This is a genomic window from Pseudomonas sp. PS01299 (assembly GCF_029960145.1).
Lineage (GTDB): Bacteria > Pseudomonadota > Gammaproteobacteria > Pseudomonadales > Pseudomonadaceae > Aquipseudomonas > Aquipseudomonas putida_A.
In genome coordinates this window covers 1-6186 of record NZ_JASCPO010000296.1, presented here as the reverse complement: position 1 = coordinate 6186, position 6186 = coordinate 1, and the positions used below count along the sequence as shown (strand labels likewise).

The window sequence follows — 6186 nt, the reverse complement described above, 5'->3', positions numbered from 1 at the left end:
GCGGTGGATCAGTCACTGGAGATGTCGACTGACACAACGCCTTCGCGAGCAAGCCCGCTCCCACATGGGATTTGATTGTCAGGCAACCATCGCGGTTGCCTGACTTCTCGGGTTTAACCGATGGTCATCAGGCTGGCATTACCCCCCGCCGCCGCGGTGTTAACGCTCAATGCCCGCTCAATCACCAGACGCTCCAGCGCGATGTTGGTCTCGCCCTGGGACAATCCCTGAACGCCAACGATCGCACCGGCACGCTTGGCAATCTGCTGGCAGACACCACGCAACTGGTCGGAATGGCCGTGATGCAGCACGGCATCAAACACCACTTCATCCTTGTGCCAGTCGGCAACCCGTTTGATCCGCGCCTGAACTTCCTTCGGCAGGCGTGTGAACAATGCCTTGCTGATGTCGGATTCCGGCCATACCGCCGAACCGCCGACCGCCAAGACCGCCGCCAGTTGAGTCAGCAGATCGCCTTCGACGTCGGCCAGGCACAGCACGTGTTCACGCGGCAGGATCGCGTAGCTGTTCTTCTCGCCGGTCGGGCCGGCCAGCACGCGGGTGATGCCGCTTTGCGATTGCGCGGCGTACTGCACGCACAGGGTGCTCAGTTCGGCGTACTGGTTGCTCTCGGCCCAGGCCTTGAAGGCGTTCAGCGGTTTGCTCATGGCATCACGCAGACGCACGTCCGGGGCGACGGCTGCATCACCGCGAGCGAAGGATTGTTCGATCGCGTCAGTAGGACGGGTCGACAGCAGGCGGTACAGGTACAGCGGACCACCGGCTTTCGGGCCAGTACCCGACAGGCCTTCGCCGCCGAATGGCTGCACGCCGACCACGGCACCGACGATGTTGCGGTTGACGTAGACGTTACCGGCGTTGACGTTGTCGATCACCTTGGCGATGGTCTCGTCGATGCGGGTGTGTACGCCGAGGGTCAGGCCATAACCGGAGGCATTGATCTGGCCGATCAACTGGTCGATGTCCTTGCGCTTGTAGCGCACCACGTGCAGCACCGGGCCGAAGATCTCGCGTTGCAGCTCGTCGAAGCTTTCCAGCTCGATCAGGGTCGGCATGACGAAGGTCCCGCGTTTGACTTCTTCGCTGTCGGCGATAGCCACCTGGTACACGCTGCGACCTTTATCGCGCATGCCTTGGATGTGCTTGTCGATGCCGGCCTTGGCTTCGGCGTCGATCACCGGGCCAATGTCCACGGACAGACGCTCAGGGTTGCCGAGGCGGCTTTCAGCCATCGCGCCTTTGAGCATTTCGATGACACGGTCGGCGGAGTCTTCCTGCAGGCACAGCACGCGCAGGGCCGAGCAACGCTGACCGGCACTGTCGAAGGCCGAGGACACCACGTCGATCACCACTTGTTCGGTCAGCGCCGAGGAGTCAACGATCATCGCGTTCTGCCCGCCGGTTTCGGCGATCAGCGGAATCGGACGGCCCTGGCTGTCGAGACGACCTGCGATGTTGCGTTGCAGCAGGCGCGCCACTTCGGTGGAACCGGTGAACATCACGCCTTTGACGCGCTCATCACCGACCAGACCGGCGCCGACGGTTTCACCGCGACCCGGCAGCAGTTGCAGCACGCCTTCGGGAATCCCGGCTTCCAGCAGCAAGCGCACGGCTTGCGCGGCAACCAACGGAGTCTGCTCAGCCGGTTTGGCCAGTACCGGGTTACCGGCGGCCAGTGCGGCAGCGACCTGGCCACTGAAGATGGCCAGCGGGAAGTTCCACGGGCTGATGCACACCACCGGGCCCAGTGGGCGGTGGGCGTCATTGCTGAAATCGTTGCGCGCCTGCACCGCGTAGTAACGCAGGAAGTCGACCGCTTCGCGCACTTCGGCAATGGCGTTGGCGAAGGTCTTGCCGGCTTCACGGGCCAGCAGGCCCATCAGTGGCTGGATCTCGCCTTCCATCAGGTCGGCGGCACGCTCCAGAATCGCCGCGCGCTCGGCTGGCGGAGTAGCCTGCCAGATTGGCGCAGCATTCAGGGCGCACTGGATCGCGTTGTCGACGTCTTCGACGGTGGCTTCCTGCACGTGACCGACCACATCGCGGTGATCCGCCGGGTTCAGCACTGGCGCCGGGGCTTCGTTGCTGGAAGCGCAACCGAGCATCGGTGCGGCTTTCCAGTTGTTGTGCGCAGTGGCGAGCAGGGCGCAGGACAGCGAGGCCAGACGATGTTCGTTGGCCATGTCGATGCCGGCGGAGTTGGCGCGCTCGGAGCCATACAGGTCACGCGGCAGCGGAATGCGTGGGTGCGGCAGGCCGAAACCACCTTCCACGGTCGCCATCTGCTCGATCTGGGCCACCGGATCGGCCACCAGTTCCTGAATCGAAATCGACTGGTCGGCAATGCGGTTGACGAACGAAGTGTTGGCGCCGTTTTCCAGCAGACGACGCACGAGGTACGCCAGCAGGGTTTCGTGGGTACCGACCGGTGCGTACACGCGGCACGGACGGTTCAGCTTGCCTTCGGACACTTTGCCGACAACCTGCTCGTAAAGCGGTTCGCCCATGCCGTGCAGGCACTGGAATTCGTACTGGCCCGGGTAATAGTTCTGACCGGCAATGTGGTAAATGGCCGACAGGGTGTGGGCGTTGTGCGTGGCGAACTGCGGGTAGATGACTTCCGGCACCGACAGCAGTTTGCGGGCGCAGGCGATGTAGGACACGTCGGTGTACACCTTGCGGGTGTAGACCGGATAGCCTTCCAGGCCTTCGACCTGGGCGCGCTTGATTTCGCTGTCCCAGTACGCGCCTTTCACCAGGCGGATCATCAGGCGATGACGGCTGCGACGGGCCAGATCGATCACGTAGTCGATCACGTATGGGCAACGCTTCTGGTAAGCCTGAATCACGAAGCCGATGCCGTTCCAGCCGGTCAGTTGCGGTTCGAAGCACAGGCGCTCGAGCAGATCCAGCGACAGCTCCAGGCGGTCGGCTTCTTCGGCGTCGATGTTCAGGCCGATGTCGTATTGCTTGGCCAGCAGGGTCAGCGACAGCAGGCGCGGGTACAGCTCGTCCATCACCCGCTCGTACTGCGCACGGCTGTAACGCGGGTGCAGCGCCGAGAGCTTGATGGAAATGCCCGGGCCTTCATAAATCCCACGGCCGTGGGAGGCTTTGCCGATCGAGTGAATGGCTTGTTCGTACGACGCCAGGTACTTCTGCGCGTCGTGTTCGGTGAGTGCCGCTTCACCGAGCATGTCGTAGGAATAGCGGAAGCCCTTGGCTTCGAACTTGCTCGCGTTGGCCAGCGCTTCGGCGATGGTTTCGCCGGTGACGAACTGCTCGCCCATCAGACGCATGGCCATGTCGACGCCCTTGCGGATCATCGGCTCGCCGCTCTTGCCGATGATCCGGCTCAGCGACGAAGTCAGCCCGGCTTCGTTGTGGGTCGACACCAGTTTGCCTGTCAGCAGCAGACCCCAGGTGGCGGCGTTGACGAACAGCGACGGGCTGTTGCCCAGGTGCGGCTGCCAGTTGCCGGTGCTGATCTTGTCGCGGATCAGCGCATCGCGAGTGCCTTTGTCCGGGATACGCAGCAGTGCTTCGGCCAGGCACATCAGGGCCACGCCTTCCTGGGACGACAGGGAAAATTCCTGCAGCAGGCCCTGAACAATGCCTGCACGACCGCCGGCACTTTTCTGGTTACGCAGTTTTTCCGCGATGGTCGCAGCGAGTTTGTTGGTGGCTTCGGCCATCGGTGCCGGCAGGCGCGCCTGCTCGATCAGCATCGGCACCACTTCCGGCTCAGGGCGACGGTAAGCAGCGGTGATCGATGCGCGCAGTACCGATTGCGGCAGGATGCTTTCAGCGAATTCGAGGAAGCACTGGTGGGCGTGATCGGTCTGCACTTCGCCAGCGTCATCGCTGTCCTTGGCGGTCAAACCGTTCAGCTCGGTCAGGGTTGCACCACCCTCGAGTTTTTCCAGGTAATTGAAAATTGCCTGCTTGATCAGCCAGTGCGGTGTGCGATCAATCGAGGTCGCGGCAGCCTTCAGGCGCTCGCGGGTCGGGTCATCGAGTTTGACCCCAAGGGTGGTGGTAGCCATATTTTTATCCTCATGGTTGCCACAGTTGCGTGGCATCAGCTGGCGGCAAGATTAGCCGTGCGCCGGAAGAGGTGCAACCGGGTGCAACCCTTTTTTTGTCGGAAAAATAAACGCTTCGTCAGGAATTATTTTCTGGTACTGAAGTGCCGCTCCTGCTTGGTGCTTTTACTTCTAGCAGAGAGACTCGACTGCGCTAAAAGGGAGCAAAAACGGCGTATTTATCGGTATATCCGACTAGGTGCAACTTAATCGCCAGAAACTGGTTGCACCTTTTTTACTTTGTTGCATAGCATTCGCGCCCAAGGTGCAACCGGGATAACCCGGTGCATCGGCTGGTGGCTTTCCTGGGGAAACATCAGTCCTAAATGCGCGGGATCCCGTTTCGTCTGCCAAACGTGGTCGTTTGTGGACGATCAATCACCGCTGCAACATAAAAACAAAGCCAGGGCGTAACTTAATGAGCGTAAGCAATCCAACACTGATCACGTTCGTGATCTACATCGCAGCAATGGTGCTGATTGGCTTCATGGCCTATCGCTCCACCAATAACCTCTCTGACTACATTCTTGGCGGCCGCAGCCTGGGCAGCGTCGTGACGGCTCTGTCTGCCGGTGCTTCCGACATGAGCGGCTGGTTGTTGATGGGCCTGCCGGGCGCCATCTACATGTCCGGTCTGTCGGAAAGCTGGATCGCCATCGGCCTGATCGTCGGCGCCTACCTGAACTGGCTGTTCGTCGCCGGCCGTCTGCGCGTGCAGACCGAGCACAACGGCGATGCCCTGACTCTGCCGGACTACTTCTCCAGCCGTTTCGAAGACAAAAGCGGCCTGCTGCGTATCATCTCGGCGGTGGTGATTCTGGTGTTCTTCACCATTTACTGCGCTTCCGGCATCGTGGCTGGCGCCCGTCTGTTCGAAAGCACCTTCGGCATGTCCTATGAGACGGCGCTGTGGGCCGGTGCTGCGGCGACGATTGCCTACACCTTCGTCGGCGGTTTCCTTGCGGTGAGCTGGACTGACACCGTACAAGCCACGCTCATGATCTTCGCGCTGCTGCTGACGCCGATCATCGTGCTGCTGGCCACCGGTGGTGTCGATACCACGTTCCTCGCCATCGAAGCTCAGGACCCAAGCAACTTCGACATGCTCAAGGGCACCACCTTCATCGGCATCATCTCGCTGATGGGCTGGGGTCTGGGTTACTTCGGTCAACCGCACATCCTCGCGCGCTTCATGGCTGCTGACTCGGTGAAGTCGATTGCCAACGCCCGTCGTATCTCCATGACCTGGATGATCCTGTGCCTGGGCGGCACTGTCGCCGTGGGTTTCTTCGGTATCGCCTACTTCTCGGCGCACCCGGAAGTGGCCGGTCCAGTCACCGAGAACCACGAGCGGGTGTTCATCGAGCTGGCAAAAATTCTTTTCAACCCGTGGGTTGCCGGTGTCCTGCTGTCGGCGATTCTCGCCGCTGTGATGAGCACCCTGAGCTGCCAGCTGCTGGTGTGCTCGAGCGCTCTGACCGAGGACTTCTACAAAACCTTCCTGCGCAAATCCGCTTCCCAGGTGGAACTGGTGTGGGTCGGTCGCGCGATGGTGTTGCTGGTGGCGCTGATCGCTATCGCCATGGCCGCCAACCCGGAAAACCGCGTACTGGGCCTGGTGTCCTACGCCTGGGCCGGTTTCGGTGCCGCGTTCGGTCCGGTGGTGCTGATCTCGGTGATCTGGAAGGACATGACCCGCAACGGCGCACTGGCCGGCATCCTGGTCGGCGCGATCACGGTAGTGGTCTGGAAGCATTTCGAACTGCTGGGTCTGTACGAAATCATCCCGGGCTTCATCTTCGCCAGTCTGGCCATCTACATCGTCAGCAAAATGGGTGAGCCAACCAAAGGCATGGTGCAGCGCTTTGAAGCGGCGGAAAAAGATTTCCACCTGAACAAGTGATGCATTGAGCTTCGGCTCACCAGAAAACGGCCCGCTTCCTACAGGAGGCGGGCCGTTTTTTTATGCCTGCAATATCCCTGAGTCAGCATAGAACCCCTGTGGGAGCGGGCTTGCTCGCGAAAGGGTCGTGCCAGTCGACATTGATTTCATTTGACCCACCGCATTCGCGAGCAAGCC

At 61.1% G+C, this 6186-nt stretch carries 2 protein-coding genes; one reads left to right on the top strand and one right to left on the bottom strand.

Annotated elements, in window-relative coordinates; genetic code table 11:
* Positions 1–113 precede the first annotated feature (113 nt).
* Positions 114–4067 carry a trifunctional transcriptional regulator/proline dehydrogenase/L-glutamate gamma-semialdehyde dehydrogenase gene (putA, locus tag QMX91_RS28175; RefSeq protein ID WP_282413708.1) on the bottom strand — a complete coding sequence of 1318 codons (3954 nt, stop codon included), beginning with the start codon at positions 4065–4067 and terminating at the stop codon, positions 114–116.
* Between the two features lie 457 nt (positions 4068–4524).
* On the opposite strand from putA, the gene putP reads away from it, so the two are divergent.
* A complete protein-coding gene (putP, locus tag QMX91_RS28170; RefSeq protein ID WP_103368701.1) occupies positions 4525–6009 on the top strand; it encodes a sodium/proline symporter PutP in 1485 nt (494 codons plus the stop codon).
* The last annotated feature ends 177 nt before the right edge of the window (positions 6010–6186 follow it).